Consider the following 23,692-nt stretch of genomic DNA (forward strand, 5'->3'; position numbering starts at 1 on the left):
CAATACGCGCCTCTTCCGCCGCACGGGCTTCAGCGGCAATACGCGCCTCTTCCGCCACACGGGCTTCTGCGGCTTTAACCTCGGCGGCAACACGGGCAGCTTCGGCAGCTTGCGCCTCTGCGGCGGCACGCTCCTCTTCTGCCATCAGGGATTCGTTGACGATCACCGGCTCCAGATCGGAGGCGCACTCCTCCACCACCAGCGGACCATGATCATCCAGCTCGGTTGGCGGGCAGCAATCGTCGTGCAAAACGGGATTCTGTGCGCTGGCGGGCACTTCGGGTGCAACGGCCGGCGTACTATCGGAAACAATCACATCGGAAACGGGAGCGGGGGTAGCAGCGACCTCAGGCTCAGCGGTAATCGGGGTGGCTTGGGGTGTCTGTGGTTGGACAGCCTCAGCCTCTTCTTTCTTGCGGCCGAAACCCAGCCAGGAAAACAAACCTTTTGCCATCTAAAAAATACTCACTTCGTTGGCTGACTGCTAAGATAGCCGTCCCTTGGCGGGTCGGCATAAAAATGAACCGCCTTATACTACCACTTTATTTTCTGACGATGAAACGCGATGCCCAGAGTGAAATCCAGCCGTAGCAACCCGAGCAAAAGCCCTGTCCCGCAAGGAAAATCAGGCTTTGTAAGAATCATCAGCGGCCAGTGGCGAGGCCGCAAATTGCCGGTCAAGGATGTGGAAGGGCTCAGACCCACCACGGATCGCGTCAAGGAGACCATCTTCAACTGGCTGGCTCCCCACATCCGCGGCACCCGCTGCCTCGACCTGTTTGCCGGCAGCGGCGGCTTGGGTCTGGAGGCGCTGTCGCGCTACGCCGAGCAGGTAACCCTGATCGAGATGGACAGAGGGGCGGCAGAGCAGATCAAAAAGAATCTGGCCACTCTCGGCAGCACACAGGGTCAGGTATTCCAGACCGATGCAGTGAGCTGGCTGCAAGGCCCGGCGACACCATTTGATCTGGTGTTCCTCGATCCGCCATTTCGTCGGGATCTGCTGCCGCAAGTTTGCGAACTGCTGGAACAGCGCGGCTGGCTGGCCCCCGATGCCCTCATCTATCTGGAGCGGGAGAAGGAGATGGCCGATCTGGCGCTGCCCGCCAGCTGGCAGTTACTCAAGGACAAACAAGCAGGCCAGGTCTGCTATCAACTCTATGTAAGGGAGGTAAACAATGAAGCGGATATTTAATCTGCTGGCGATGGGGCTGGTGCTGTTCTTCTGGTTTGGCGTGCTGATGAGTCTTATCGCCCCCCTGCCCGGCAAACTAAACGGCTTTTTGCCGGTCTGCGGCGTGATTGTCGCCCTGTTCCACTGGCTACAGGCCAGCATGATCAAGGCTGCCTGCAAACGCTACTTCGAAGTGACCAAGGCCGAGTTTGTCGGCGTGCTGGTCTTCGGCGTATTCGGCATGGTGGATATTCGCCATCGCCTGCAGGAGATTGTCAGTGCTGCCCAGCGACCAAAAAATCAGGATCAGGCATAAAAGAAAAGGGGACGGCTTTCGCCGTCCCCTATAGTCGTGTCGTCCTGTCCGTAGAACTGCAATGCTCCCTGCAATCCCTGACGTTATCCTAATCCCTTGGAATATCCCCTTTCCAATCCGTTGGCGTGTCCTCAGCCTTCCTGGCTTGGCAATTCATCCCGAACTGCTTCACTGTCTCCGTCCTGGAGGTGTCCATTACCACGTCCTGTGGGGTTCCCTGCGTCTTCCTGACCGATAACCATCCGGGTTATCTCGCTTCATCCTGAAGAATCCTGCTCGCATCCAGCGAGTTCCTGCTCATCCTGAAGAACGATGTCCTGTTCGTCCTGCTCTCGTCCTGAGAGTATCCCTGCCGCATCCCGCGGTGTTCCCTCGTTCATCCGTGACGACAGTCATCCAGACCATCGAACTCATCCTGAGGTGTCCCTGTTCGCATCCTGCGAACTATTCCATCTTTATGCGCTGCTCTGCGTCCTGCAGAACCAGCTCCGTCCTTGTGAGACCCATAGTAAAGCGTTGCCGGATCAGAACAAGGGGGATTTCTGGAGAAAGATCCTGCCAACCGTTTATCAGACAAAGTGGACTGCAAACATAACAAATTAAAATCAATAACTTATTTAGTTTCAATGGAAAGTGGACTCCACCCTGACTAGCTTCGCGCACGGGTTAAAGCGCCAGCCTCCTACAGCAGCTATGGCAGATCTCTTACACGGCAATCCAGCACCGGAATGGCCAGGGAAAACGGTTCAATTTCGCCGTAAAAGCTTAAAAATAAGTTGAATAAATATGCTCAAAAAAACCGCAAAAAAAAGCCGGCACTGGGCCGGCTATTTGCGATGTTCACTATGGTGCCAAACGTACCGTTCAGCTCACCCGATTGCCCGGGTTGAGATAGGCTCTGCGCAGCGACTCGGGGGCCAGCACCTCCAGCTCACCACCGATATTGTTCAACCAGCTGCGAAACTCCGGGGTGTCCTGCACTTCGGTCTCCACCACCACGCTGCGCTTGTCATAGCGGGTCATCCGCGGGTTGTTGCCCGGGATCTGGTTATCCACCAGCGACTGGCTGTTGGCATCGATCCGGCCGACAAAGCGGATCGGGCCGCTCACATCCTGATAGCCCTGATCGCGGATCAGCTTCTGGATATTGAAATCCTTCGGCTGGGTGGCGCTGAAGTTGGTCAGCTCCACGTTCTTGATATGGTCGAACGGAATGCCGTAGACCTTGGGATCCAGCTCGGACAGGGTGCAGAGCAGGATCGGACCATCCGGCTGATTGAGAATGCCGAGCGGATTGATACGGTCGTAGCAGAGCCACACGGTACGCTCTTTGATCACCCGCTGGATCTCGGCGCTGAACTTGCGGCCACGCCACAAGGCATCGCGGATCAGGGTGCTGCGGCGGATCTCCGGGTTGCCGGCAAACGGGCGCGGCGACTGGTGCACGCTCTCCAGCCAGCGTTCGGCCAGTTCACTCTGGCTGTCGCGGATCACCTGGCTCGCCTTGTCGACCAGCGGGTTCAATTCGGTCAGCACACTCGCGGGCAACAGCTGGCTGGCCTGGTCGCTCCAGGTTTTCAGCGCAACGGCCAGCGAGAGCGGCATGATGTTGGCAAAGTCATTGAGGCCGTGGCGCTCGAAGCACCAGCCATGGGGTTTGCTGCGCTCGTCCGAGGTGAGGTCGAACAGTCCCATGCCGGACATCTCTTCCAGGTCCCGTTGCACGGTACGCAGACTGACGTGGATACCTTCCTCTTCCAGTTTTACCTGAAGTTGGCTGGCGGTCAGCTTGTAAGGGCGGTGCGGGATGCAACGCGCCAAGGTCAGTTGTCGTAACAGCTTCTTACTCATGGTGCATGCCTTCACTGGTTTAGCGTTGACTGTATGCTAAGGGCATCTTACGACAGTCTATGTCGCAAGTTTTGCCGCGACAACTGTCGCCATTTTCATACAAAACGCACTATGCAATTGATTTATAAACAAAAACAATCAGTAAGGAAGGCTAAAAACTGAAAAGATTTGCAGAAAAAACATCAAATTAAAGCTCTGCATCAAATGAATGGGGCAGCATAAAAAACCATTCAATCAATGATTAACAGCCAATCGTATAAAAAGAGGAGGAGAAAGCTCTCCTCCTCACCGGATTTACATCAGCCATGACCAGGGCGACTTGGTGACAGCGGCGCCAACCATATAGCCAAACACTGCCAGTGCAGCCAAGCCGGCCACCAGCTTCTGGCCACGGGCCGGACGCTTGAGCGCCATGACACCCAGACCGATATAGAGCACCAGAGCAATCAGCTTGGCCAGCAGCCAGGGTTGCTGACCCGGACTCAGCTGCAAGGCCACCGCCAGCAGAACACCGAGCAGCAGCAGGAAGGTGTCGTTGATATGGGGCAGGATCTTCAGCCACTTCTGTTGCAACCGCGCGCTGCCGGACAGTGCCAGACTCCAGCGGTAGGCGAACAGCAGCAGGCTGACCAGCGCCAGCGTCATGTGCAGGTGCTTGAGCATGGGGTAATAGGCAATCATTTTGCTTCCTTGTCGTCGTCGGGTAGCCCGCTGTTCCAGTTGTGGGCATGAATACGCTCCTGCCCCTCCTCATCGTCTTGCAGCAGATCGGAGAGGATCTCCCGGTATTGCAGGCTCTTGTTGATATAGGTGTGTTCGTCGTCGAGATAGTTGACCTGCTCGCGCAGCAACCAGTTGTCGTGTTGTTTGAAGGTCTGGCCAGCCCGCCAGGCCTGATTGGCGCGAAAACCGAGTTGAGTCAGGGCCTCCACCCCCAGATCCACGGCGGAGCCCAGCGTCTCCCGATATACGCTGTCGACACCGTGGCGCAGGATCTCGTGGGCATGGGGACGATCCTGCGCCCGCGCCAGGATCTTCAGATGGGGGAAGTGCTTCTGCACCATCTCGATCACCGCCAGCGAAGTAGCGCTGTCGTTGATAGAGAGCACCAGCAACTTGGCCTTGTGAGCGCCGGCGGCATGCAGCAGATCAAGGCGACTGGCATCGCCATAGAAGACCTGATAGCCATACTTGCGCAGCGTCTCTATCTGGCTGGCATCCTGCTCGAGGATGGTGGTGCCGATGCCGTGCCCGTGCAGCAAACGCCCCACGATCTGACCAAAACGACCGAAGCCCGCGATGATCACCGGATGCTCCACCAATTCGGGTTGCTCATGCTGCGGCACCTCGCTCTGGTTACGGTAATCGAACCAGGGTTGGATCACCCGATCGTTGAGGATCAGCAGCAGCGGGGTCAGCGCCATGGAGAGCGCCACCACCAGCGTCAGCAGGGAGATGGTCTCGCCGGGCAGCACCCGGTTTTGCGCGGCAAACGAAAAGAGCACGAACGCAAACTCACCGCCCTGAGCGAGTGCCAGCCCGAAGGTCCAGCGCTGGCTCGGCGAGATGCGCAAGACGAAGCCAAGCGCCATCAATACCAGCCATTTGAGCACCATCAGCCCCACCACCAGCGTCGGGATGAGAAAAGGGTGTTCGGCAAACAGGCCAAAGTTGATGCCCGCCCCCACCGACATGAAGAAGAGGCCGAGCAGCAGCCCCTTGAACGGCTCTATGTCCGCCTCCAGCTCATGACGGTATTCGCTGTCGGCCAATACCACGCCCGCGAGGAAAGAGCCGAGAGCGGGCGAGAGGCCGACCGACTCCATCAACACGGCGATGGCGATCACCAGCAGCAGGGCGGCAGCGACAAAGATCTCCCGCATGTGGGACTGGGCAATGGCCCGGAACACCGGCCGCATCAGATAGTGGCCACCCAGCACGATGCCGGAGATAGCCGCCACCACCAGCAGGCCGTGCTGCCAGCCCGCCAGCTCGGAGCTGCCATTGTTGCTCACCGGCGCCATGGCCAGCAGCGGCAGGATCGCCAGGATCGGAATGACGGCAATGTCCTGGAACAGCAGCACGGCAAAGGCGGAGCGACCGCTCTCGCTCTGTATCAACTTGCGCTCCTGCAGGCTCTGCAACACGATGGCGGTGGAGGAGAGCGCCAGAATGAGGCCGATGGCCAGCCCCTGTTGCAGCGGCAGACCGATCAGGTGCGCCACGCCGGTCAACGCTGCCGTGGTAAGCAGCACCTGCAGGCCGCCCGTGCCGAGGATCGGCCCCTTCAGCTGCCACAAGAGGGCCGGACGCAACTCAAGACCGACCAGAAACAGCATCAGCACCACGCCAAACTCGGCGAAGTGCATCACATCCTTCTGCTCCCCCACCAGCCCCAACAGGAAGGGGCCTATGATGATCCCCGCCAGCAGATAGCCGAGCACCGAACCGAGCCCCCAGCGCTTGGCCAGCGGCACCGCAATAACCGCTGCCGAGAGATAGATAAAGGCATCAAACAGGATCCCGTGGCCCATCAGTCAGCCCTCCGTTTCAACGTCTGATCCGGCTCATAAGCTCGGCCAAAATGCAGCCCGTGTTTCATCAGAGCACCTCCAGCAGATCGCGCAGATAGGAGCGGCTGGCCAGCAGCTCCGGCGTGAGTTGCTCGTCACGCAACGCCGTCAGCAGCTGGCGATAATCCTGACCGCAGCGACGCAGGGCGGCGGGATCCTTGATCTTGTGGAACGAGTGGAGCACAAAAGGCGGCAGCCAGCTCATGCCGCACAATCTGGCCGCCTGCTGAAAGGGCAGCAGAAAATCGAGCAGCGGCCGGCTGTTGTACCCCTCGCTACAGTAGGACTCCGGCGCACCGCCGGTGGTGATGGCGCTCAGCCACTGCTTGCCCTTGAGGGCATGAGCTTCGGGGCCGTAGGCGTAGCCATACTCCAGCACCAGATCCATCCACTCCTTCATGATGGCCGGGCAGGAGTACCAGTAAAACGGGTGCTGAAAGACGATGATGTCGTGCTCCGACAACAGAGTTTGCTCCCGCTTAACATCGATGAACATGTCGGGATAGTGGTGGTAGAGATCGTGAACCGTGACCCCCTCCAATCCCTCAATCGCCTGCAACAGCTGCTTGTTGGCCCGCGAGCCCTGCAAGGCGGGATGGGAAAAAATAACCAGAATGCGTTTCATGACAACATCACCCGAACAAGCGCCAGAGCTGGCGCGATAAAAGAGAAAAGGGGTGTGACAGACGCATCGTAAAGATGCACAGGAAAGCGACCTTATCAGGAAGCACCGTGGCCTGCCAACTCGGGGATCAGCTCCCGCAGCGCCGGATTGAGGGTCTGATGAGCGGGGTAACAAAGCCCGATCCGGCGAAACATCCGCGGCCCGCTTACCGGCAGGGTACAGAGCCCCGCCTCATCCTCCACCAGCCCGTCCGGCAGAAAGCTGATGCCGACCCCGGCCAGCACCAGCGCCATCACCAACCCCTTGCTCTCGGCCTTGGCCACCAGATTGAGGGTAAGCCGATCACAGGCCAGCAGGCCTATAGTCTGCTGGTGGGCCTCACAGGGTGGGCACTCAATAAAATCATAATGTTGCAGCTCGGCCAGCTCGATTTTCTCGCGACAGGCCAGGGGATGGTCGACCGGCACGCAGAGCACGTAATCCTCTTCCCAGAGCGGCAGAAAGATCTCGTCCTCCCGGCGCAGCGCGTCCAGCGTCAGCCGACAGTCGGCTGGCGTGCCGTAATCGGAAAGGGTGAGATCAAGCTCGGGCAGTACCGTCTGTACCCGTTGCAGCAACCCCGCCACCCGACGCCGGCTCAGGTCGGGCATGATGGCGATATTGAGCCTCGCACGCGTCGCTTTCTGGCGAAACAGCTCCGGCAGACGACGCGCCTCCTCCACCAGCTTGACCGCATGGGGATAGAGATAGTGGGCAGGATCGCGCGCCTCCACCCCCTTCTTGCCGCGGATGAAGAGGCTGTCACCGAGCGCCTCTTCCAACTGGCGCAGCCCAGCCGAGAGAGAGGGCTGGCTGACGTGGCAGCGTTCGGCCGCCGCCGTGATGTTCTTCTCTTCATAGATGGCGATGAAGAAACGCAGCAGTCGCAAATCCAGCATAAACCCAACCATAGTTTTTTCAGATGATAACCAGCGGAAAACAATATTTATCACTTATAGATGCAGTGACTATAGTGACCCTGTTCCGCGCTGGCCAGCAGCTTGTTGGCTCAAACCGACTATCGAATCTGAAGGAAAAAATCATGTCCAAAGCTCTCGTCGTTATCACCGGTGCCTCTGCCGGGATCGGTGCCGCCATCGCCCGTGCCTTCTCTGCTGCCGGTCATCCGCTGCTGCTGCTGGCCCGTCGGGTCGAGCCGATGCAGGCACTCGGTCTGCCGAATACCCTCTGCATCGGGGTCGATGTGACCGACACCGCCGCCATGAAGGCCGCCGTCCAGCAGGCGGAAGCCAAATTTGGCCCGGTCGGCTGCATGGTCAACAACGCCGGCGTCATGCTGCTGGGTCAGGCTGACGTGCAGGATCCGGCCGAGTGGCAGCAGATGCTCAACATCAACGTGATGGGGGTGCTGAACGGCGTCCATGCGGTACTGGCCGGGATGAAGGAGCGCCGCAGCGGCACCATCATCAACATCAGCTCCATCGCCGGTCGCAAGACCTTCCCGAACCATGCCGCCTACTGCGCCACCAAGTTCGCCGTCCACGCCCTGACCGAAAACATCCGCGAAGAGGTGGCCGATGTCGGCGTGCGGATGGTGACCATAGCTCCGGGTGCGGTCGAGACCGAGCTGCTCAGCCACACCACCGACGAGAGCATCAAGGCCGGTTACCACGACTGGAAAGATCAGATGGGCGGCGTCATCGCGCCGGAAGTGATCGCCGAGGCGGTGCTCTACGCCTGGAACCAGCCGGCCAACGTCTGCGTGCGCGAGATCGTGCTGGCGGCCACCCGTCAGCAACCTTAATCTGCGCTGACGGGCACTATGGGGAGGGCTTGACCCTCCCCGGGGGCACAGGGTTACCATGTGCCCCTTGTTATTTCCGAGTCACTCCATGGTTCTCACCCGTCGCCAACTCGCTCACGCCCGTCGCTGGCTCCCCCTGTGGAGTCTGGTGCTGGTGTTGATGTCGTTTGGCAGCCGGGCCGCAACCGACCTCTGTACCCTGACCACCCACTGCAGCCAGAGCGAACGCTCGCTGGAAAAAGCGATGCCCTGCGGCAGCTTCACCACGGCGCTCTCGATGACGCTGCTGGCCAGCGACAGCCTGACGGTGGCGGTGCTGGAACCGGATAGTCCCGACTTCTCTTCTCCCTCTCTCTATATGCCGGAAGCGCCGCTGGAGCGGCTCGAACGCCCCCCTCGCACTCAGGCCTGAAAGTCATCCCGTATCGGGCATCTTTTCTTTCATCTGAGGTGAGTTATGTACAAACCCCTGTTACTGGCCATGCTGGCCGGTACCGTCAGCTTTTCAGCCCTCGCGGCCGAGAAGATGACCGTCTACAAATCCAAATATTGTGGCTGCTGCCAAAGCTGGAACGAACACATGGAGCAGAATGGCTTCGAACTGGAAGTCATCGAGACCGAGCAGCTCGGCGCAGTGAAACAGCAATACGGTATCGCGCCGGAACTGGCCTCTTGCCATACCGGCATCGTAAATGGCTATGTGATCGAGGGGCATGTACCGGCCGCCGACGTGAAGAAACTCCTCAAGGAGCGGCCTGCCATCCGCGGTCTGACCATTCCGGGCATGCCCCAGAGTGCGCCGGGCATGGATATTCCCGGCCAGCCCTATGAGGTATTGAGCATCAGCAACGAGGGCACGACCAGCAGCTGGTCGCGCTACCCGGGCTGACGACAACTGGCCATGAACCGGCACTCCACTATCATGTGAGGCACACCTGAGCGGACTCTTGCCGCTCATGGCCAGAGAAGGGGCCGCTATCGCGAGATGGCGGCCTTTTTTGTTTGCTTTTCCTTCAATAACAAGGGATTGCTTGCAACAATCGGCAACAAGGGGCAGATTTAACCCCAATTCATGGAGCCGATGCTCAGGTCTGCCAACCCTTTCCAGCGCCAAGGATGCGACATGTTTACCTTTTCCCGAGGAGTTCTGCTGCTAGCCTTTCTGACAGTTCTCCCCCCTACTTATGCCAATGAAGAGCCTGCCATGACGACACCTGACACCTCAATCCAGCCGCCCGTGGCCGCCAAACATCCCCGCACACTGAAAAAGCACGGGGACACCCGGATCGACAACTACTACTGGCTGCGTGACGACCAGCGTCAGGCGCCGGAAGTGCTGCAATACCTCGAGGCCGAGAACGCCTATACCGAAGCCATGCTCAAGCCGACCAAGCCGCTGCGCGAGCAACTCTACAAGGAGATGGTGGCCCGCATCCCCCAGCAGGATGAGTCGGTTCCCTATGTGAAGAACGGCTACCGCTACCAGACCCGCTATGAACCGGCCAAGGAGTACGCCATCTACTCCCGCACCAGGCTGGGAGAGGAGCAGGCAAACCTGCTGCTCGACAGCAACCAGCGGGCCGAGGGGCACGAGTTCTATGCCCTCGGCGCCCTCGAGGTGAGTCGCAACAACCGCTGGCTGGCGGTGGCGGAGGATTATCTCTCCCGCCGCCAATACAAGATCCAGTTCCTCGATCTGGAGAGCGGCAAGTGGGCCGCCGACACGCTGGAGAACACCTCCGGCAATCTGGTGTGGGCCAACGACAACAAGACCGTCTTCTATGTGCGCAAGCACCCGCAGACCCTGCTCCCCTATCAGGTCTACCGCCACACGCTCGGTACGGATCCGGCCACGGACAAGCTGGTCTACGAGGAGAAGGATGACTCCTTCTATGTCAGCCTCTACGCCACCACCTCGGAAGATTTCATCGTCATCGCCCTCTCCAGCACTACCACCGGCGAAGCGCGGCTGATCGATGCCAACCTGCCGGAGCACTTGCCCCGTCTGTTCCTGCCGCGCAAGGTAGATCACGAATACAGCCTGGATCACTACCGCGGCCGCTTCTATGTCCGCTCCAACAAGGATGGCAAGAACTTCGGCCTCTACGAAACCAAGGAGAGCCCGGTCGATCGCTGGAAGCCGGTGATTGCCCCGAACCCCGACGTGCTGCTGGAGAGCTATGCCCTGTTCAAGGATTGGCTGGTGCTGGAAGAGCGCAGCAAGGGGCTGACCCGCTTGCGTCAGGTCAACTGGCAGAGCGGTGAGCAGAAGGAGATCGCCTTCGACGACCCTGCCTATGTCACCTGGCTCGCCTACAACCCGGAGCCGGATACCAGCGCCCTGCGTTATGGCTACTCCTCCATGACCACCCCCTCCTCCACCTATGAGCTAGACATGGCGACCGGCCAGCGCACCCTGCTCAAACAGCAGCCGGTGGCGGGCTTCAAAGCTGATCAATATGCCAGCGAACGGCTCTGGGTCACCGCCCGCGACGGCGTATCGGTGCCGGTTTCGCTGGTCTATCGCAAGGACAAGTTCAAGAAAGGTCTCGCCGATTCGGCCAAGAATCCGCTGCTGGTCTATGGCTACGGCTCCTACGGCGCCAGCATGGATCCCGACTTCAGCAGTTCACGCCTGAGCCTGCTGGATCGCGGCTTCGTCTACGCCATCGCCCATATCCGGGGTGGCGAGGAGCTGGGTCGCCCCTGGTACGAAGATGGCAAGCTGCTGAAAAAACAGAACACCTTCAATGACTTCATCGATGTTACCAAGGCGCTGGTCGAGCAAGGCTACGGTGCCAGGGATCAGGTCTACGCCATGGGCGGCAGCGCCGGCGGTCTGCTGATGGGCGCTGTCATCAATCAGGCGCCCGAACTCTATCGCGGCGTGGTGGCGCAGGTGCCCTTCGTCGATGTGGTCACCACCATGCTGGACGAGTCCATTCCCCTCACCACCGGGGAGTATGACGAGTGGGGCAACCCGAACCAGAAGCGCTACTACGACTACATGAAGAGCTACAGCCCCTACGATCAGGTCAAGGCGCAAGCCTACCCCAACCTGCTGGTCACCACCGGACTGCACGACTCCCAGGTGCAATATTGGGAGCCCGCCAAGTGGGTCGCCAAGCTGCGCGAGCTGAAAACGGATGATAACAAGTTGTTACTGAACACCGACATGGACGCCGGCCACGGTGGCAAGTCTGGGCGCTTCAAAGCCTACGAAGATATCGCGCTGGAGTACGCCTTTATCCTGGATCTGGCCGCCCCGGAAAACTGATCTCATATGACGCTAGCCCTTGCCACGCAAGGGCTACAAAAGAAACCTTCCGCAACTCCCCACCCGACTCCCGCACAATTAATCCCCGATCAACAAATTAATGATCGGCATCAAACTTTTCGATATTAAACGCTGCTTTTTTGCCCTTTTGTTTGATTGTTGTTGGCGAGATGTGCTTAATCGAAGCCGTTACAACTTTTTCTTTGGCCCCTCAGGGGCCAAATTATCTTCTGCCGGCAGGATGCCGGTTATCTCACCGCAGGATGATGGTGGCTTTTTTGGGAGGGGGTAACAGCCCGACCTTTTCCTCGTACGAGGCCCTATCGGCCAGCCCGGCTCCCGCCGCAGGCTCGCCATAAATTCACTCGTGGAACGGGTGAGATAACTCAATGAAAAGGATGGAAAACATGAAAGGATTATCCCTGGCATGCGCCCTGTCGGCTGCTCTGGTCGGCGTGTCGTTTGGTGGCCCGGTACAGGCGCAGGAGCGCTTCGTGACCATAGGCACCGGCGGCCAGACCGGCGTCTACTACGTGGCGGGCCAGTCGATCTGCCGCTTCCTCAATCGCGGCGCGTCCGCTCACCAGATCAAGTGCAATGCCCCGGCCAGCGGCGGCGGTGTGGCCAACGTCAACGGCATCCGCAGCGGCGAGTTCAACTTCGGCATCATGCAATCCGATCACCAGTTCAAGGCAATGAAAGGGCTGCCCCCCTTCCAGGCGGAAGGAGCCATGGATGACATGCGCGCCGTCTTCTCCCTGCAGAGCGAGGTGTTCACCATTCTGGCCCGCAAGGACGCCAAGGTCGCCGGCTTCGATGATCTCAAGGGCAAGCGGGTCAATATCGGCAACCCGGGCTCAGGCCAGCGCGACACCATGGAAGAGATCATGGCGGTCAAGGGCTGGCAGAAGGGCGACTTCGGTCTGGTTTCCGAACTCAAGCCGGCCGAACAGGCCTCCGCCCTCGGTGACAACAACATCGACGCCATGAGCTACTTCGTCGGCCACCCCAATGGCGCCATTCAGGAAGCCTCCACCACTACCGACGCCGTGCTGGTACCGGTCACCGGCGCCGAGATCGACAAGCTGCTGGCCGAGAAGAGCTACTACACCAAGGCTGAAATTCCGGGTGGCATCTACAAGGGCAGTGACCAGCCGACCCCCTCCATCGGCGGCAAGGCGGTGCTATCCACCAGCGCCAAGACCGACCCCGAAGTGGTTTATCAGCTGGTGAAGTCGGTGTTCGACAATCTGGATCGCTTCAAGCGCCTGCACCCGGCCTTCGCCGACCTCAAAGAGGCCGACATGATCAAGGTGGGGCTCTCAGCTCCGCTCCATGAAGGGGCCGCTCGCTACTACAAAGAGCGCGGCTGGATCTAAGCGCGGGCCCCCGGGCCGCTGTCACTCTCACCGACACCCGTCTGCCGCGCCCCTGATTGCGGGGGCGGGTGTCGCTCTTGTTGTACTGGTGGGCACAAATTAACCCTATGCAAGACAAACAACTCTCTACCGAGGAGCTGATCGCCCAGGATGTGGGCGCACGGCTCCCTGCTGGCGCCATGGGTGGCATCATCACCCTGCTGGCGCTGGCCTGGTCGCTGTTCCAGCTCTGGATCGCCTCGCCGCTCCCCTTCATGCTCGGCTTTGGCGTGCTCAATGACACCGAAACCCGCTCCATTCACCTCACCTTTGCCCTGCTGTTGGCATTTCTGGTATTTCCGGCGTTTCGCACCTCACCGCGAGATCGGGTCCCCTTTAGCGATATCGCCCTCGCCCTGATCGCGGCCGGCGCGGCCTCATACCTCTTCGTGATGTATCAGGCCCTGGCCCAGCGACCGGGCAACCTCACCACCGCCGATCTGGTGACGGCCTGTATCGGCATTCCGCTGCTGCTCGAAGCGGCGCGTCGTGCGTTGGGGCCGGCGCTGGCGGTCATCGCCATCGTCTTTCTCACCTACAGTCTGGCGGGCCCCTGGATGCCGGGGCTGCTGGCCCACCGCGGAGTGAGCTTTACCGCGCTGGCCAACCACCAGTGGATCACCACCGAGGGGGTATTTGGCATCGCCCTCGGCGTCTCCACCAGCTTCGTCTTCCTGTTCGTGCTGTTCGGCGCCTTGCTGGAGCGGGCCGGTGCCGGCCACTACTTCATCCAGCTTGCCTTCAGCCTGCTGGGTCACCTGCGCGGCGGCCCGGCCAAGGCGGCGGTAGTTGCCTCCGGTCTCACCGGCCTCATCTCCGGCTCCTCCATCGCCAACGTGGTCACCACCGGCACTTTCACCATTCCCATGATGAAGCGGGTGGGGTTCTCGAAAGAGAAGGCGGGCGCGGTTGAAGTGGCCTCTTCGGTCAACGGCCAGATCATGCCGCCAGTGATGGGGGCTGCGGCTTTCCTGATGGTCGAATACGTGGGCATCCCCTACGTGGAGATCATCAAGCACGCCTTTCTGCCTGCGGCCATCTCCTACATAGCGCTGCTCTACATCGTCCATCTGGAGGCGCTCAAGCTCGGCATGCAGCCCATCGGCAACCACCAGCCGAAACCCTGGCTGCACCGTCTGACCGGCTTTGCCTTTGGCGCGGCCCTCATCAGCGGACTGTCGATGGCGGTCTACTATGGCTTGGGCTGGCTCAAACCGGCGCTGGGCGACTATGCCCTGCCCGGTATCGGCCTGCTGCTGGCCATCGCCTATCTGGGTCTGCTGAAGATCGCCGCCAGCAATGATCCCCTGCCGGCGGAAGATCCGGACAAACCCCTTGAAGAGTTGCCCAACACCCGCACCGTGCTGCTCTCCGGCCTTCACTTCCTGCTGCCGGTCGTGGTGCTGGTGTGGTGCCTGATGGTGGAGCGCCTCTCGCCCGGCCTCTCCGCCTTCTGGGGTACCGTGATGCTGGTGATTATCCTGCTGACCCAGCGACCGCTGCTCAACTGGCTGCGCCGCGACGGCAAGCACGACTACGGCACCTTCAACGACGGCATGGTCGATCTGCGTGAGGGACTGGTTGCCGGTGCCCGCAACATGATCGGTATCGGTATCGCCACCGCCACGGCGGGGATCATAGTCGGTGCCGTCTCCCAGACCGGCGTCGGGCTGGTACTGGCGGATCTGGTGGAGATGCTCTCCATGGGCAATCTGCTGCTGATGCTGTTGCTGACCGCCCTGCTCAGCCTGATCCTCGGTATGGGGCTGCCGACCACCGCCAACTATATAGTGGTTTCCAGCCTGCTGGCGCCGGTAGTGGTGACGCTGGGGCAGCAGAACGGGCTGATCGTGCCGCTCATCGCGGTGCATCTGTTCGTCTTCTACTTCGGCATCATGGCGGATGTGACGCCACCGGTAGGGCTCGCCTCTTTTGCGGCAGCGGCCGTCTCCAAAGGGGACCCCATCCGTACCGGCCTCACCGCCTTCTACTACAGCCTGCGCACCGCAGCGCTGCCGTTCCTCTTCATCTTCAATACCGACCTGCTGCTCATCAACGTGGACTTCGCCCACGGCGTGCTGATCTTCATCGTGGCGACCATTGCCATGCTGATCTTCGCCGCGGCGACTCAGGGCTACTTTCTGGTGAAGAGCCGCTGGTACGAGAGCATCCTGCTGCTGCTGGTCGCCTTTACCCTGTTCCGCCCCGGCTTCTGGATGGATCTGGCCCACGATCCCTATCGCCAGACACCGCCTGCCCAGCTGGCCCGGACCATGGGTGAGGTGGAGGCGGAGAGTCCCCTGCGCGTCCGGGTCATGGGAGAGGATGCGGTCGGCAAGGCGCGTCAGTTCACCCTGCTGGTGCCCGTACCGGAAGGGGCCACGGGTGAAGAGCGGCTGGCCAATCTGGGGCTCACCCTCTATGAGCAGGATGGCAAGACGCTGATCGACAGTGTCGCCTTCGGCAGCCCGGCCGCCGCCATGGGGCTGGAGTTCGATCAGGAGATCCTGGCCGTCAAGGCGCCAACCGACCGCTGGCGCAAAGAGCTGATGTGGATCCCGGGCTTCCTGCTGTTTGGCGCCATCATCTGGCTGCAGCGCCGCCGCGTGGCGGTCAGCGCAAGCTGATGGATTCCCGCATCTGCATGAGAAACGAGAGAGGGCCGCGACATCGGCCCTCTTTTTTGAAGCGCTGATACCAGGGGATAACCCCCGCCTTCAGCCAGAAAAAAAGTGGGGTGACATATCCATGTCACCCCCTCGCAAATAAGCATGTTCCATATTGGAATCCGGTCGTCGCGGGCACCTCTCCGAACCTCCCGAAAGTTCGCTACCCATCAGAAGTCAGCGCCAGTTGCAGCGATACAAGTGGCCAGCAACCCGTTACAACCCTCTTCCACACGGCAGCAAGCCACCGTGTTTGTCCTTGCAACTGAAATATTACGCAGAAAAACAAAATAAAAAACGATTTTATGCCCAATCCATTCACATGTCGGTACAAAAAACAGCCTTATCACCACCATGAACTGGTTATAAAACAGTTAGATAGACTCGGTTATGGCTATTCACCCGCGATGTGCATCGGCAAAGACCTACACGCCTTTGCGAGATCTCGCACAAAAAATGGCCAGCTCACAACCAGCGATGCAGTGGCAACCAGTCGCTGAGCCTGGCAACCAGACGCCGTGACCACCCTTCCGCTTTGCGTGGTTCACCCTGCCCTTGCCACTGCAACAACCACGCCTGCAACTGCTGGCAGATGGGCGCACACTCCAGCTGCAACATCAGCTCGGTATTGAGAAAGAGCGAGCGGGGATCGAGGTTGAGGCTGCCAAACAGGGCGCGATCCTCTCCCAACAGGATCAGCTTGGCGTGCAGGCTGCCTTGCCCTTCATCAAACTCGCACAACCGGATCCCCTGACGCAGCAACCAACCCCTGTGACGCTGGTAGGCTCCATGCACCAGTGGCACATCCGTGCTGGCCAGCGAGTTGGTGAGGATCTCGATCACCACTCCCTGCCGACGCAACCGCTGCAAACGGCGCCGAAAACCGCCCGTGAGGATCAGATAGGGAGTCACCATGCGGAGCGTGGAAGGAGCCTCAGCCAACTGTCGCCAGAGCTGGCGAGCGGTCACCGGGCGGGAAACCAGCCCTTTGCCGGGGCGGTCAAACCAGACCTCGGCCCGACCGGTATACCATGCAAGCGCAGGCTCGTTGCCGTCAAACAGCGAGGCAGGCAGATCATAAACGGCAGCGACCGTGGGATCCGCCATGGTGAGGAGGAAATCGTTGACCACACGAATTTCGGCGGGCTGCAATCTGCGGCGCAACAGATGGCGGATAGGGTGGCTCCAGCGGCTCTGCCAGAACTGGGCAAACCCCGCCGCCATCTGCTCGCAAATGGCCCCCTGACAGGCAAGATCGAGATCCACGAAAGGGGCTTCCGGGTCCAGCCCGAAATATCGATCACCAATATTGCGGCCACCAATAAGCGCCAGCTTGCCATCCACCAGCAGCAGCTTGTTGTGCATCCGGTGATTGATGCGGCGAAAGGTGAAGAGCCCCTCCAGCAGCAGGGCCAGCGGCCGCCAGCCCCTTAACCAGAAGGGGTTGAACAGCCGCACCTCGATACCGGGACAGTGAGCCACCATCTCCAGAAAGCGGTTGTCTCCGGCATAGAGGTCATCTACCAGCAGTTGCACCCTGACTCCACGCCGGGCGGCATGGAGCAGCTCGCCCAGCAGCAGCTTGCCACTGCTGTCCTCCTCCCAGCTGTAGTACTGCGCCTGGATCTGCTCGCGGGCGGAGCGGATCCACTGGCAGCGCACCTTGAGCGCCAGGGCCGGGTCGTCGATCAGGGCAAAGGATCCGGGGATCATCTTGTCATCCTGCTGTCATGGCTAGGTGTCATAACGCAGCAAGCCTCTTCGTATATCGACACTTTTCGTATCTCGAAACAGGGAGTTGCTATGGAACTGCACGATACCCCTATGCTGCGCTATCTGGGCCAGCTCCACCAGCCTGATCAGGCCCCTGGCACCGAGCCAGCCCACTGGTTCTTGCTGCACAGGGATGGTGGCTGGCCGCTACCGACCACGCCGGAGACTCAGCCGGTCAATCGGCTCATGGCTGAGCCGCTTCAATAGCCGCAGCCTTGCCCTCGATCTGAGGCAGGCTGAAGCGATAGCCAACATAGTACTTGTAGATGGTGCCGACATAGTTGATCGACCCCTGCCCCACCTCGTTGGCCACCAGCTGATCCACGTTGCCGAACCAGACATTGGGATCCAGCCCCAGCCTGCCCGCCTTGTCCCGCAGGGCCTGAACCCGATTCGGCCCGGCATTGTAAGCTGCGAGCGCAAAGAGGTGGCGGTTGAGCAGATCCAGATTGGGATCGTTGAAGTAGGTATCGAGGATCAGGCGCAGATAACGGCAGGCCGCCTCGACGTTGCCATCCAGCGTCGTCAGTCTGGCCCCCGTGATATTGACCTCGCGACCGGTGCTGGGCAGCAGCTGCATGATGCCAACAGCCCCCTTCTCGGAGCGGATGGCGGGGTTGAGGCCGGACTCCTTGTATGCCAGCGCCGCCAGCATCAGCCAGTCCAGCTCATACTGCTTGGCGTACTTCTCCAGCACCTTGCGAATGGTTGCCAGCCGTCCCATGGGGTCAGGTGCCAGTATGTTGCTCATCTGGTCGCTGCGGGCCAGCAGGCGGCGCAGGGTCATGTCGCTATAGAGACTGTTGCGACTGGCCCCCGCCAGATAGCGGTTGACCGCTTTAAGGAGGTCGGGGCTGTTCTTGCGCAGTGCCCAGGCACTGGTGCCCTTGCTGCGCAGGGGGATCAACTTGTGCGCCTTGAGGCCTGAGATCATCCCCCCCAGCCAGATCCGCCCCTTGTAGCTGTCAGTCACCGTCAGCGGAATGATGCCGGCCGCTACCATCTCCAGCAGATCGCCATCCTGCAGATACTCGGGCACAGTCTCGATATAGACAGGAGGCAGCCCAAGCTCGCGAAACAGCCAGTTGAGCTGGCGCAGACTCTCGCAATAGCTGGAGCTGGCGCGCACCCAGATCCGCCGGCCGGAGAGCTGGGTAATGCGGTTGAAGGCGGGCAGCGTATTCTGGCTGACCACCCACTCCTCGATGGAGGAGATCAGCGGCCGGGAGAAGGTCACCTGTTCGCGCCGGGTGGGAGTCACCGTCATATTGGCCGCCACCAGATCGCCACGCCCCTCCGCCAGATAATCGAGCAGCTTGTCCTGCCGAACCGGGATATAGACCACCTTGAGCGGCACCTTCTCCCTGGCAAGATAGGTCTTGTTCAACCAGCGCTCGAACCCTTGCAGCTGATTGACCAAAATGCCGTACTGGGCACCCTTGTCGAGGAAATAGAAACCGCGCTCATAGACCACCAGAGCCCTGAGTTCGCGCTTTTGCAAAATGGATTCGAGATCCCCGGGTTGGGGAAGACGCTGAGGCTTGAGATCGGCCGCCAGCAAAGGGAGAGACCAGAGAGCCAGCAGGCCCCAGATCCAGTGCCGCATCATGATGTTGTCGCCTTCTGTTGGCCGACTCGCGCCGGGCAAAACCGTCTGTGGGATAGAGTAACTATAGAACGCAGACCCACAGCAGAAGGGTCAACACGGCAGGACCAGCCTGCCGCGTCATCAGAGGGCTCAGATAGAGCGGGCCCGCATTTCGAAGATCAGTTTTTCGGCGGTGCAGGTAAATTGCAGGCGGGCTTTCAGGATCACGCCGTTGGCGCCCTGGGTCAGTTCACTGCTGCTCTTGGCTTCGGCAGTCACCTGCTTGGCCAGTGCTTCATAGGCAGCCAGCTTGGCACGGGCATCAGCCTCGGCAGCGGCTTCGATCACCAGTTCCATCACATCATCGCCTTCACCGATGATGGTGCCGATCTCGGCAAAACAGCCACAGCTGTCGCAGGTTTCGTTCAGTTCCACTTTCTCGTCAACAGACATACTTTTACTCCTACTGCTTATTTCGGATGATTTTCATCGTCACGCATGGCTTTACGAAAATCCCTGATGGCGGTTCCCAGATCCTCACCCGCACTGGCCAGACGCTTACTGCCAAACACCAGCACAACCACCAGCAAGAGGATCAACATGTGCCAGATATGAATTCCACCGAGTCCCATAGGGATGCTCCTCAAAGAGAGATATCTATCAGTTGTATCAAAACAGAGCGCAAGAATTGTTGGGCAAAATCAAGGCGGGTGCAAGTGAGCAAATAAATCACTACAAAAAATAGGGCGACCCGAAGGTCGCCATATTGATTGTGCTACGTGTCCCCTCAACCGCTACATCCTGTACCAGTGGCTCATCCGAGCCAGAGACAAATTGAGGATAAGATCGCCAAGATATGAAAACAAATGGTATAAATTCATCTTAGAGTTGAAGGAGATTCATATCATGCTGCTGGAACAACTGGGTCGTATCGACCTCAATTTGCTGATAATCCTGCAGGTTCTGCTGGAGGAGCGCAACGGCAGCAAGGCAGCCAGACGACTGCATTTGAGTCAATCCGCCGTCAGCAAGGCGCTCGGCCGACTGCGGGAAACCTTCGACGATCCCCTCTTTATCCGCTCCGCTTACGGGCTGGAACCGACCCCCCGCGCACTGGTGCTGCAACAGCAGCTGCAACCCATCCTGCTGTCGCTGGACAACCTGATCCAGCCGCCGGAGTTCGACCCGGCCAACTCGGATCGGGAGTTTGTCATCGCCAGCATGGACAGCGCCTTCACCCTGTTTGCCCCGCTCTACCTGAGCGAGCTGAAGCGACAGGCCCCCAGATTGCGGCTGCGCTATGAGGAGTGGACCGAGAACAGCCTGACTGAGATGAGCCAGGGGCAGGTGGATATCGCCTTCACGGTGCGGGAGAACTGCATCGACTCCGACTACCGCCTCGATACCCTGCCCGGCAGCATCTGCCAGCGACTGCTCGCCATCGATGGCCTCACCTGTCTGGTGCAACAGCACCACCCCGCCCTGCAGGAGCCACGCTGGGATCTCGACCACTACCTCAGCTATCCCCATGTCCAGACCTACTGCGAAGGGCGGGATCGCTGGATGCTGGATCACAAGCTGGCAGAGCACGATCTCTACCGGCGTATCGAGGCGAGTGTTCCCTCATTCGAAGCAGCGCTGCGGATGGGCATGCACTCCGATATGATCGTCACCCTCTCCAAGCTCTATGCCCGCCACGCGACCCAGGTCTACCCGCTGTTGCAACTGCCGCTGCCCATTGAGCTGGACAGCATCTCGCACCTGCTCATCTGGCATCAGCGTCATGAGGAAGATCCCGGCCATCGCTGGCTGCGGGAAACCCTGCTGACCCTGATCCTGAGTCAGCTGGAGTCACGCGCCGATCAAGGGGTGCCCGTTACCTGCAAGTAGTGGTGAACCCCGTCCAGCAGCATCTGCACCGAGATCATCACCAGCAGCATCCCCATCAACCTCTCCACCGCAGTGAGTCCACGCTCACCCAGCAGCTTGTTGAATACCTCGTAGAACATCAGGATCACCGCGCTGGCGGCCCATGCCATGAAGAGCGCCAGCGACCAGTCCACCATCCGGGTGGGCTCCTGATTGGCCAGCAGCATCAAAGAGGCGAGGATCGAGGGGCCGGCGATCATCGGGATCGCCATCGGCACCAGGAAAGGCTCCTCGCCCGCCGCCAGTCCGGTCACCCCCCCTTCACTCGGGAAGATCATCTTGATGGCGATCAGGAACAGGATGATGCCGCCGGCAATGCTGACTGCTTCCTGCCGCAGGTTGAGGAAGCCGAGGATCTGCTGACCGACAAAGAGGAAGAGCATCATGATGGCCAGCGAGAAGAGCAGCTCGCGGATCATCACCTTGCGCCGCCGCTTGGGATCGATATGGCGCAGGATGGAGAGGAAGACCGGCAGGTTGCCCAGCGGGTCCATGATCAGAAACAGCATGACTGCGGCAGAAAAAGTATCCATACAACGCCCGGGCTACGCCTTGAATTGGGAAATGGGAGGGGGCGAAATATAGCAAAGGGCGAGAAGTTGAGCGAGCGCCATCACGCGCTCGCCAGGGGGTTATCCGTGATTGCAGATCTTGTCGGCACGGGTCTGGAACCCCTCGCCTGCTTCGATGAACTTGCCGCGAGCGGCCAGGAAGTCGATCAGCGCTTCGGCATCCATCTCGCTGGCGCTGCAGGTATGAAAACGGGCATCGGCACCGAACCGCTGCGCCATCGCCTGTTTGAGACTGGCACGGGTAAATTGACCGTCCTGTTCCAGCATCATCTCCATCACTTCGTGACCATGTACCGATTGCGACATCTTGCACCCCAATAATGAACATATTTAATGTCAATTAAATCCTCTCCCGTCAGGAGGGATCTTGATATAGGCCAATAAATAACGGATTACCCTGCTGCGAGAGTGGCCAGCGACGCAGCTTTGTCGATAATGTGGCAACCCACTGCAGGGCTCGCTACACTAGCGCCCCATTTTTGGTCACCGCAGACATTTGATAAGGATATTGGCGCCATGCTGTTCCATGGAGAGGCAAGCAAACCCTGGCAGATCTGGACTCGTCGCCCGCTCTGGCTCAAGACCCTGATCGGCATGCTGACCGGGGTCGCCCTTGGCGTCGGCTTCGAGGAGCAGGCTCAGCTGCTCAAACCCATCGGCGTGCTCTTCGTCAACACCATCCAGATGCTGATGGTGCCCCTGATCTTCTGCTCGGTTATCGCCGGCCTCACCTCACTGCTCAAGGGCAAGGCGCTCGACCGCATCGGGATCAAGGCGAGCTGCCTTTACCTCTGCTCCACCGCCATCGCCATCTGCATCGGCCTGATGATGGGCTGGCTGCTGGAACCCGGCATGGGTGCCGACATGGGCCCCTACCAACGACCCGGCATGACCACACCACCGACTCTGGCCAGCGTGCTGGGCCATCTGGTGCCGAGCAATCCGGTCGAGGCGATGGTAGATAGCAAGATCCTGCAGGTCATCGTCTTTGCCGTGGCACTGGCGGTGGCACTCAATGCCTGTGGCCGCCGCGGTCGCCCCGCTATCCTCTTCTTCACCTCGCTGGCGGAGGGGATGTTCAAGCTGACCCAGATGGTGATGGCGCTGGCTCCGTACGGCGTCTGTGCCCTGATGGCTTGGATGACCAGCAAATATGGCATCGACCTGCTGCTGCCCCTGCTCAAAGTAATCGGCGCCGTCTATCTCGGCTGTCTGCTCCATGTACTCGGGGTCTACAGCACCCTGCTGCTCCTGCTGGCACGGCTTAACCCGATCCACTACTTCAAGAGCATCGTCGATGCCCAGGCGGTGGCCTTCACCAGCAGCTCCAGCAGCAGCACCCTGCCCATCAGCCTCGCCTGCGCCGAGAAGCGGCTCGGGGTCTCACCCGCCATCACCGCCAAAGTGCTGCCCATCGGCGCCACCATCAACATGGATGGCACGGCGCTCTATCAGGGGGTCACCGCCCTGTTTGTGGCACAGGCATTCGGCGTGGATCTGCATCTGGTGGACTACCTGACCATCATCAGCATCGCCACCCTGGCCAGTATCGGCACCGCAGGCACTCCGGGCACCGGGTTGATGCTGCTGACGCTTACGCTGACTGCGGTCGGACTGCCTCTGGAAGGGGTGGCACTGATTGCGGGGATTGACCGGGTGCTCGACATGGCGCGCACCGCGGTCAACGTCTCGGGGGATATTCTGGTTTCCGTACTGATCGCCCGCAGCGAAAACGAGCTGGATCTGGCGACCTATCACGATGAACACGCCGGGGAAGATATCGACGTCCCCCTGCGCTAGGGAGGATCAGCTGTCGTGGGGATCGTGATGGCAGCGCCAGCACACTTCGAAGTTGGCGCCGTTCTCCTCCCCGCACTGACCGCACAGCCAGCCATTGCCCTGGCGCTGCTGATAGCGTTCGATCACCCGCCCTGCCTTGCTGCGATCCTCGGCGCGCACCATCAGGGTCACCTGCAGCAGATCCGCCGCCAGTTCGCCAAAGGCCCCTGACAGGCCGTCGCCATTGAGGCGCACCGGCACCCCTTCCGCCTCCAGCGCCCCTTTGAGAGCATGAGCCTCCAGAGTGTGAGAGGCGCGATAGAGATTGATCCAGTTATCCATAGCTC

At 60.0% G+C, this 23,692-nt stretch carries 23 protein-coding genes and 1 pseudogene; 11 read left to right on the forward strand and 13 right to left on the reverse strand.

Annotated features, from left to right (window positions below; translation table 11 throughout):
* Nucleotides 1-454: pseudogene (locus AAHA39_RS20005) on the reverse strand (signal recognition particle-docking protein FtsY); the annotation flags it as partial.
* Between the two features lie 111 nt (nucleotides 455-565).
* On the opposite strand from AAHA39_RS20005, the gene rsmD reads away from it, so the two are divergent.
* Nucleotides 566-1,195, forward strand: a complete 630-nt coding sequence (gene rsmD, locus AAHA39_RS20010; RefSeq protein ID WP_320655784.1) for a 16S rRNA (guanine(966)-N(2))-methyltransferase RsmD — start codon at nucleotides 566-568, stop codon at nucleotides 1,193-1,195.
* Complete coding sequence (locus tag AAHA39_RS20015) at nucleotides 1,179-1,490, forward strand: DUF1145 domain-containing protein (RefSeq protein WP_042032270.1); 312 nt, start codon at nucleotides 1,179-1,181, stop codon at nucleotides 1,488-1,490. The genes rsmD and AAHA39_RS20015 overlap by 17 nt, the downstream gene beginning before the upstream one ends.
* A gap of 864 nt (nucleotides 1,491-2,354) precedes the next feature.
* On the opposite strand, the gene AAHA39_RS20020 is transcribed toward AAHA39_RS20015, so the two are convergent.
* The 5 genes from AAHA39_RS20020 to AAHA39_RS20040 all read right to left on the reverse strand — a co-directional run bounded on the left by AAHA39_RS20020 (nucleotide 2,355) and on the right by AAHA39_RS20040 (nucleotide 7,477).
* On the reverse strand, nucleotides 2,355-3,341 hold the full coding sequence (locus tag AAHA39_RS20020) for a helix-turn-helix transcriptional regulator (protein ID WP_033112583.1): 987 nt from the start codon (nucleotides 3,339-3,341) through the stop codon (nucleotides 2,355-2,357).
* A 294-nt stretch (nucleotides 3,342-3,635) separates the two neighbouring features.
* Nucleotides 3,636-4,022: a SirB2 family protein gene (locus AAHA39_RS20025; protein WP_033112584.1), complete on the reverse strand. Its 387-nt coding sequence runs from the start codon at nucleotides 4,020-4,022 to the stop codon at nucleotides 3,636-3,638.
* Complete coding sequence (locus AAHA39_RS20030) at nucleotides 4,019-5,875, reverse strand: monovalent cation:proton antiporter-2 (CPA2) family protein (RefSeq protein WP_320655783.1); 1,857 nt, start codon at nucleotides 5,873-5,875, stop codon at nucleotides 4,019-4,021. Before AAHA39_RS20030 ends, AAHA39_RS20025 begins: the two co-directional genes overlap by 4 nt.
* Before the next feature lie 67 nt (nucleotides 5,876-5,942).
* A complete protein-coding gene (gene kefF / locus AAHA39_RS20035) occupies nucleotides 5,943-6,539 on the reverse strand; it encodes a glutathione-regulated potassium-efflux system oxidoreductase KefF (protein ID WP_320655782.1) in 597 nt (198 codons plus the stop codon).
* 95 nt (nucleotides 6,540-6,634) lie between these two features.
* Entirely contained in the window at nucleotides 6,635-7,477 is an 843-nt protein-coding gene (locus AAHA39_RS20040) for a LysR family transcriptional regulator (protein ID WP_042032274.1), read from the reverse strand.
* A gap of 143 nt (nucleotides 7,478-7,620) precedes the next feature.
* Between AAHA39_RS20040 and AAHA39_RS20045 the strand changes: the two genes are divergently transcribed.
* From AAHA39_RS20045 to AAHA39_RS20070, 6 genes are all read left to right on the forward strand, one after another.
* A complete protein-coding gene (locus tag AAHA39_RS20045; protein ID WP_033112588.1) occupies nucleotides 7,621-8,343 on the forward strand; it encodes an SDR family oxidoreductase in 723 nt (240 codons plus the stop codon).
* An 88-nt stretch (nucleotides 8,344-8,431) separates the two neighbouring features.
* Nucleotides 8,432-8,755, forward strand: coding sequence for a hypothetical protein (locus tag AAHA39_RS20050; protein ID WP_033112589.1), 324 nt, complete (start codon nucleotides 8,432-8,434; stop codon nucleotides 8,753-8,755).
* A 45-nt stretch (nucleotides 8,756-8,800) separates the two neighbouring features.
* Nucleotides 8,801-9,232 (forward strand): DUF411 domain-containing protein, encoded by a 432-nt coding sequence (locus AAHA39_RS20055; protein WP_042032277.1) that lies wholly within the window; start codon nucleotides 8,801-8,803, stop codon nucleotides 9,230-9,232.
* A gap of 234 nt (nucleotides 9,233-9,466) precedes the next feature.
* Nucleotides 9,467-11,620: a S9 family peptidase gene (locus AAHA39_RS20060; protein ID WP_320655781.1), complete on the forward strand. Its 2,154-nt coding sequence runs from the start codon at nucleotides 9,467-9,469 to the stop codon at nucleotides 11,618-11,620.
* Between the two features lie 407 nt (nucleotides 11,621-12,027).
* Complete coding sequence (locus tag AAHA39_RS20065; protein WP_185228141.1) at nucleotides 12,028-12,999, forward strand: TAXI family TRAP transporter solute-binding subunit; 972 nt, start codon at nucleotides 12,028-12,030, stop codon at nucleotides 12,997-12,999.
* Between the two features lie 107 nt (nucleotides 13,000-13,106).
* Entirely contained in the window at nucleotides 13,107-15,665 is a 2,559-nt protein-coding gene (locus AAHA39_RS20070) for a TRAP transporter permease (protein ID WP_203973712.1), read from the forward strand.
* Nucleotides 15,666-16,169: 504 nt separating this feature from the next.
* Here the strand turns inward: AAHA39_RS20070 and AAHA39_RS20075 are convergent.
* Nucleotides 16,170-17,417 carry a phospholipase D family protein gene (locus AAHA39_RS20075; protein WP_320655780.1) on the reverse strand — a complete coding sequence of 416 codons (1,248 nt, stop codon included), beginning with the start codon at nucleotides 17,415-17,417 and terminating at the stop codon, nucleotides 16,170-16,172.
* Between the two features lie 90 nt (nucleotides 17,418-17,507).
* On the opposite strand from AAHA39_RS20075, the gene AAHA39_RS20080 reads away from it, so the two are divergent.
* Entirely contained in the window at nucleotides 17,508-17,684 is a 177-nt protein-coding gene (locus tag AAHA39_RS20080; protein ID WP_320655779.1) for a hypothetical protein, read from the forward strand.
* Here the strand turns inward: AAHA39_RS20080 and AAHA39_RS20085 are convergent.
* From AAHA39_RS20085 to tatA, 3 genes are all read right to left on the reverse strand, one after another.
* Nucleotides 17,662-19,083: a transglycosylase SLT domain-containing protein gene (locus tag AAHA39_RS20085; RefSeq protein WP_407707128.1), complete on the reverse strand. Its 1,422-nt coding sequence runs from the start codon at nucleotides 19,081-19,083 to the stop codon at nucleotides 17,662-17,664. The genes AAHA39_RS20080 and AAHA39_RS20085 overlap by 23 nt on opposite strands.
* A gap of 132 nt (nucleotides 19,084-19,215) precedes the next feature.
* Nucleotides 19,216-19,518, reverse strand: a complete 303-nt coding sequence (locus AAHA39_RS20090) for a YfcZ/YiiS family protein (protein ID WP_033112596.1) — start codon at nucleotides 19,516-19,518, stop codon at nucleotides 19,216-19,218.
* A 17-nt stretch (nucleotides 19,519-19,535) separates the two neighbouring features.
* Entirely contained in the window at nucleotides 19,536-19,697 is a 162-nt protein-coding gene (gene tatA / locus AAHA39_RS20095) for a twin-arginine translocase TatA/TatE family subunit (RefSeq protein ID WP_033112597.1), read from the reverse strand.
* Nucleotides 19,698-19,971: 274 nt separating this feature from the next.
* On the opposite strand from tatA, the gene AAHA39_RS20100 reads away from it, so the two are divergent.
* A complete protein-coding gene (locus tag AAHA39_RS20100) occupies nucleotides 19,972-20,955 on the forward strand; it encodes a LysR substrate-binding domain-containing protein (RefSeq protein ID WP_071914057.1) in 984 nt (327 codons plus the stop codon).
* On the opposite strand, the gene AAHA39_RS20105 is transcribed toward AAHA39_RS20100, so the two are convergent.
* Nucleotides 20,928-21,527, reverse strand: a complete 600-nt coding sequence (locus tag AAHA39_RS20105; RefSeq protein ID WP_041209591.1) for a YhgN family NAAT transporter — start codon at nucleotides 21,525-21,527, stop codon at nucleotides 20,928-20,930. The two genes, AAHA39_RS20100 and AAHA39_RS20105, sit on opposite strands and share 28 nt — an antisense overlap.
* A 99-nt stretch (nucleotides 21,528-21,626) precedes the next feature.
* The gene (locus tag AAHA39_RS20110) at nucleotides 21,627-21,872 is read right to left on the reverse strand and encodes a YecH family metal-binding protein (protein ID WP_033112600.1); all 246 of its coding nucleotides are present in this window, start codon (nucleotides 21,870-21,872) and stop codon (nucleotides 21,627-21,629) included.
* Nucleotides 21,873-22,082: 210 nt separating this feature from the next.
* On the opposite strand from AAHA39_RS20110, the gene AAHA39_RS20115 reads away from it, so the two are divergent.
* Nucleotides 22,083-23,366: a dicarboxylate/amino acid:cation symporter gene (locus tag AAHA39_RS20115; RefSeq protein ID WP_320655777.1), complete on the forward strand. Its 1,284-nt coding sequence runs from the start codon at nucleotides 22,083-22,085 to the stop codon at nucleotides 23,364-23,366.
* A 6-nt stretch (nucleotides 23,367-23,372) separates the two neighbouring features.
* Here the strand turns inward: AAHA39_RS20115 and AAHA39_RS20120 are convergent, their stop codons facing one another.
* Nucleotides 23,373-23,687 carry a putative signal transducing protein gene (locus AAHA39_RS20120; RefSeq protein ID WP_033112602.1) on the reverse strand — a complete coding sequence of 105 codons (315 nt, stop codon included), beginning with the start codon at nucleotides 23,685-23,687 and terminating at the stop codon, nucleotides 23,373-23,375.
* Nucleotides 23,688-23,692 lie beyond the last annotated feature (5 nt).

Origin of the sequence: Aeromonas sp. SE22 (assembly GCF_038739755.1) — a bacterium.
GTDB classification, from domain to species: domain Bacteria; phylum Pseudomonadota; class Gammaproteobacteria; order Enterobacterales; family Aeromonadaceae; genus Aeromonas; species Aeromonas jandaei.

Coding starts and splice junctions, on each gene's coding strand:
- rsmD (WP_320655784.1), top strand. CDS start 566: ATGCCCAGAGTGAAATCCAGCCGTAGCAACCCGAGCAAAAGCCCTGTC.
- AAHA39_RS20015 (WP_042032270.1), top strand. CDS start 1,179: ATGAAGCGGATATTTAATCTGCTGGCGATGGGGCTGGTGCTGTTCTTC.
- AAHA39_RS20020 (WP_033112583.1), bottom strand. CDS start 3,341: ATGAGTAAGAAGCTGTTACGACAACTGACCTTGGCGCGTTGCATCCCG.
- AAHA39_RS20025 (WP_033112584.1), bottom strand. CDS start 4,022: ATGATTGCCTATTACCCCATGCTCAAGCACCTGCACATGACGCTGGCG.
- AAHA39_RS20030 (WP_320655783.1), bottom strand. CDS start 5,875: ATGGGCCACGGGATCCTGTTTGATGCCTTTATCTATCTCTCGGCAGCG.
- kefF (WP_320655782.1), bottom strand. CDS start 6,539: ATGAAACGCATTCTGGTTATTTTTTCCCATCCCGCCTTGCAGGGCTCG.
- AAHA39_RS20040 (WP_042032274.1), bottom strand. CDS start 7,477: ATGCTGGATTTGCGACTGCTGCGTTTCTTCATCGCCATCTATGAAGAG.
- AAHA39_RS20045 (WP_033112588.1), top strand. CDS start 7,621: ATGTCCAAAGCTCTCGTCGTTATCACCGGTGCCTCTGCCGGGATCGGT.
- AAHA39_RS20050 (WP_033112589.1), top strand. CDS start 8,432: ATGGTTCTCACCCGTCGCCAACTCGCTCACGCCCGTCGCTGGCTCCCC.
- AAHA39_RS20055 (WP_042032277.1), top strand. CDS start 8,801: ATGTACAAACCCCTGTTACTGGCCATGCTGGCCGGTACCGTCAGCTTT.
- AAHA39_RS20060 (WP_320655781.1), top strand. CDS start 9,467: ATGTTTACCTTTTCCCGAGGAGTTCTGCTGCTAGCCTTTCTGACAGTT.
- AAHA39_RS20065 (WP_185228141.1), top strand. CDS start 12,028: ATGAAAGGATTATCCCTGGCATGCGCCCTGTCGGCTGCTCTGGTCGGC.
- AAHA39_RS20070 (WP_203973712.1), top strand. CDS start 13,107: ATGCAAGACAAACAACTCTCTACCGAGGAGCTGATCGCCCAGGATGTG.
- AAHA39_RS20075 (WP_320655780.1), bottom strand. CDS start 17,417: ATGATCCCCGGATCCTTTGCCCTGATCGACGACCCGGCCCTGGCGCTC.
- AAHA39_RS20080 (WP_320655779.1), top strand. CDS start 17,508: ATGGAACTGCACGATACCCCTATGCTGCGCTATCTGGGCCAGCTCCAC.
- AAHA39_RS20085 (WP_407707128.1), bottom strand. CDS start 19,083: ATGCGGCACTGGATCTGGGGCCTGCTGGCTCTCTGGTCTCTCCCTTTG.
- AAHA39_RS20090 (WP_033112596.1), bottom strand. CDS start 19,518: ATGTCTGTTGACGAGAAAGTGGAACTGAACGAAACCTGCGACAGCTGT.
- tatA (WP_033112597.1), bottom strand. CDS start 19,697: ATGGGACTCGGTGGAATTCATATCTGGCACATGTTGATCCTCTTGCTG.
- AAHA39_RS20100 (WP_071914057.1), top strand. CDS start 19,972: ATGCTGCTGGAACAACTGGGTCGTATCGACCTCAATTTGCTGATAATC.
- AAHA39_RS20105 (WP_041209591.1), bottom strand. CDS start 21,527: ATGGATACTTTTTCTGCCGCAGTCATGCTGTTTCTGATCATGGACCCG.
- AAHA39_RS20110 (WP_033112600.1), bottom strand. CDS start 21,872: ATGTCGCAATCGGTACATGGTCACGAAGTGATGGAGATGATGCTGGAA.
- AAHA39_RS20115 (WP_320655777.1), top strand. CDS start 22,083: ATGCTGTTCCATGGAGAGGCAAGCAAACCCTGGCAGATCTGGACTCGT.
- AAHA39_RS20120 (WP_033112602.1), bottom strand. CDS start 23,687: ATGGATAACTGGATCAATCTCTATCGCGCCTCTCACACTCTGGAGGCT.